General features: G+C 62.2%; 1 protein-coding gene and 4 pseudogenes. 3 read left to right on the forward strand and 2 right to left on the reverse strand.

The genetic code is table 11. The features are described 5' to 3' along the window. Nucleotides 1-125: pseudogene (locus tag I6F28_RS36880) on the reverse strand (transposase); the annotation flags it as partial. 85 nt (nucleotides 126-210) lie between these two features. Here I6F28_RS36880 and tnpA point away from each other — a divergent pair. The 3 genes and pseudogenes from tnpA (at nucleotide 211) to tnpC (ending at nucleotide 2,614) form a co-directional block, all read left to right on the forward strand. Beyond that, nucleotides 211-663 (forward strand): IS66-like element accessory protein TnpA, encoded by a 453-nt coding sequence (gene tnpA / locus I6F28_RS36885; protein WP_225143897.1) that lies wholly within the window; start codon nucleotides 211-213, stop codon nucleotides 661-663. 52 nt (nucleotides 664-715) lie between these two features. Further along, nucleotides 716-1,015, forward strand: a pseudogene (gene tnpB, locus I6F28_RS36890) (IS66 family insertion sequence element accessory protein TnpB); the annotation flags it as partial. Nucleotides 1,016-1,137: 122 nt separating this feature from the next. Next, nucleotides 1,138-2,614, forward strand: a pseudogene (gene tnpC / locus I6F28_RS36895) (IS66 family transposase). 8 nt (nucleotides 2,615-2,622) lie between these two features. Here tnpC and I6F28_RS36900 read toward each other — a convergent pair. Further along, nucleotides 2,623-3,158: pseudogene (locus I6F28_RS36900) on the reverse strand (IS701 family transposase); the annotation flags it as partial. Nucleotides 3,159-3,346: the final 188 nt, after the last annotated feature.

Genomic DNA, 3,346 nt, shown 5'->3' on the forward strand with positions numbered 1-3,346 from the left:
AATGGTGCGCTGAGCCCGTATCCTGCATCCGCCAGCACACATCCAAAGCGCACGTTGGCTGCCATCGCTCGATCAACCTCAGCCAAAGCGATTTCTGGCTTGGATCTTGCCGTTCGGTGTTCGATCGTAAGCGCCGTTCCGCTCCCACCTTCTCACGGCACATGGGATAGGCGAGTTTCACGATCTCTTTGAAGGGATCGGCTTGTGTCTATGCTTGACCATACGCTTAAGTCGGACGTGACGGCGCGCCGGCTGGAAGTGATCACGGAGACGGGACGCCGTCGTTGGTTCTCCAAGGACGACAAGGCCCGGATTGTCGAGGAGACGCTGGTCGCAGGCGCGGTCGTTTCCGAGATTGCCCGGCGACACGGGCTGACCCCACAACAAGTGTTCACCTGGCGCCGGCAAGCACGCCGGCAGCCGGCGCCGATGGCGGACGATCCGCAGTTTGTACCGGCGGTGGTAGACGCCATGGCACCAGTCGCGGTTGCTGGCCATGAGCGCAAGACAGCGCGACGTAAGGCCAAGCCGGATGTCGGGGCTCGCCGTTGCGATGCCGGGTGCATCGAGATCGAAGCCGAAGGCGTCACGATCCGGGTCGGCCGAGGCGCGGACGTGGCGATGATTGCGGCCATCCTCCATGCGCTGAAGGCAAGCCGGTGATCGGCCCGTCCGGAACTGTCCGGGTGATGGTGGCAACCAAGCCGGCGACTTCCGCAAGGGAATGGAGGGCCTGGCTATGTTGGTGCGCGAGCACATGAAGGCCGATCCGTTCTCGGGTGCTGTTTATGTGTTCCGTGCCAAGCGGGCGGACCGGATCAAGCTGATTTTTTGGGATGGTACGGGTTTGTGCCTGTTCGCCAAGCGGCTGGAGGAAGGCGTCTTCCGCTGGCCGAAGATCGAGGACGGCGTGATGCGTTTGTCGACGGCGGAATTGTCGGCGTTGCTCGAAGGGCTCGATTGGCGGCGTGTTCACGCGGCACGGGAGACGGTCGTCCCGACGCAAGCCGGATAATTGTGGGCCGCGCTGCGGCGAAGTGAATCAGGGGCATCGAGCACGTCGTCAGGCGGGCGCGAATATGCTCTGATTTGCCTGTGAGCGATAACCTTCCTGATGATCCCGAGACGCTGAAGGCGATGCTGCTGGCCGAGCGGCATGAGAGCGAGCGGCTGCGCCAGATCATCAAGGAATTGCAGCGTCATCGCTTTGGCCGCAAGGCAGAGTCGCTTCCCGAGGAGCAGATGCTGCTAGGCCTCGAGGACGTCGAACAGGTTGCGGCCTGTACAGAAGCCAGCCAAGACGAGACAGCTCCGGAAGGCCGGGCCGAACGGGCGCGCAAGCGCCGCAACAATCGCGGAGCACTGCCGGCGCACCTGCCGCGGATCGAGGTCGTCGTCGACATCGACGACAAGATCTGCCCCTGCTGCCAGGGCGAACTGCATCGGATCGGCGAGGACAGGAGCGAACGGCTGGACATGGTGCCGGCGCAGTTCCGCGTTGTCGTCACCCGGCGCCCCAAATACGCCTGTCGCCTGCGAGGACGGCGTCCTGCAGGCCGAGGCTCCGGCCCGGCTGATCGAGGGCGGACTGCCGACGGAGGCAACCGTCGCCCAGGTTCTGGTGTCCAAATATGCCGATCATCTGCCGCTTTACCGGCAGGCCCAGATCTATGCCCGCCAGGGCATCGCTCTCGATCGATCGACGCTGGCGGACTGGGTAGGGCATGCCGCCTTCCATCTGCGCCCGCTGCATGAGCGCCTTCTCACGGTGCTTCGCGCGAGATCCAAACTGTTCGCCGACGAGACGACGGTGCCGGTGCTCGATCCTGGTCGAGGGCGCACCAAGACCGGCCAGCTCTGGGCCTATGCCGCCGACGACAGGCCCTGGGGCGGCCTCGATCCGCCCGGCATCACCTATGTCTATGCACCCGACCGCAAGGCCGAGCGGCTGTTCAGCCATCTTGCCGGCTTCAAGGGCGTCCTGCAGGTCGATGGTTACAACGCCTATCCAAAGCTTGCCGAGCGTGGCGAGGTCGAGCTTGCCTTCTGCTGGGTGCACATGCGGCGCAACTTCTACGAACTCGCGACAGCCGGACCGGCGCCGATCGCAAGCGAGGCGCTCAAGCACATTGCCGCATTCTATGCGATCGAGAAGGAGATCCGCGGCCGCAGCGCGGAGGAGCGCCGCCTCGTGCGGCAGCAGAAGAGCCGACCACTGGCCCATGCCTTCGAGGTATGGCTGCGCGCCAAACTGGCTCTCATCAGCCAGAAGACCAAGCTCGCCGACGCCATCCGCTACGCCCTCTCGCGCTGGCAGGGACTGACGCGCTTCATCAATGACGGCCGCATCGAACTCGACAACAATACCGTCGAACGATCAATCCGTGGCATCAAGCTCAGTCGCAAGAACGCGCTGTTTGCCGGATCCGACGGCGGTGCCGAACACTGGGCTGTCGTCGCGTCCCTGGTCGAGACTTGCAAGCTCAACGACGTCGATCCGCTCGCTTATCTCACCAACGTCCTGACCAGGATCGTCAAAGGGCATCCCAACCGCGACATCGACCAGCTATTGCCCTGGTCCTACCGCGCTCAAGCCCTCAAAGCCGTGGCCTGAGCACGACGCTTACGTTCGATCGGCACCCGAGCACGCATCAAACGAGACACATTGCCTGTCCAACTCTCGGGCAGAAAGAGACGCAATGCGACCATCACGGGCACTTCGCCGCGCGCAAGGGTCAGCGACACCAGCGTTTGGCAATTTGCCGTTTTGCCAAGAGAGGACGCATATTGAGCCGCGACACCAACCGAGCGTTCGCCCTTTTTCGGCATTGCGGTGTCATCAATGACTAATACCGCATCCTTGCCGCCGACAAGCCGATCCGCCTGGTTGAGCAGCTCAGATTCCAGCGGTGATGCGTCCCAGACACCTTCGGCGATGAAATGGTGCAGCTGATCGTAGTTGCCGGTTGCAAGGCGTTCTGCCATCGGCTGAACGCTCTTGCGATCGCCCGGGCCGATCAATCCCGCAACGTACAGGGGACACATCCGCTGCCGGTCTTATGACCCAACCGGTCCAGGAACGGCTTCAGCCAGCGTTCGAGTTCGTCTTCCCATTCCGCCATGGTCAGCCCTCCAAGAGCCGACCACCCATGAATCATTGAAAAATCGATTCGGGAATCCTAATAAAGAGCCCAAATCCAACAATCTGCCAAAGTAGTGCTAGCATTACAGTTGCATCTTCCTGAAGGTTCTGAATCCATGGGCGACCATGATTCGGGATCTGATGATTGGTGGCGCGTCAGTTGAAGATACGCTGACGCTGTGGGCTTCGGCGTTGCGAGATATC

It is taken from the genome of Bradyrhizobium sp. NBAIM14 (genome assembly GCF_020193895.1).
Classification (GTDB): Bacteria; Pseudomonadota; Alphaproteobacteria; order Rhizobiales; family Xanthobacteraceae; genus Bradyrhizobium; species Bradyrhizobium yuanmingense.

Bases quoted from the DNA above. Each gene is read 5' to 3' on its own strand.
- tnpA (WP_225143897.1), top strand. From the start codon at position 211: ATGCTTGACCATACGCTTAAGTCGGACGTGACGGCGCGCCGGCTGGAA.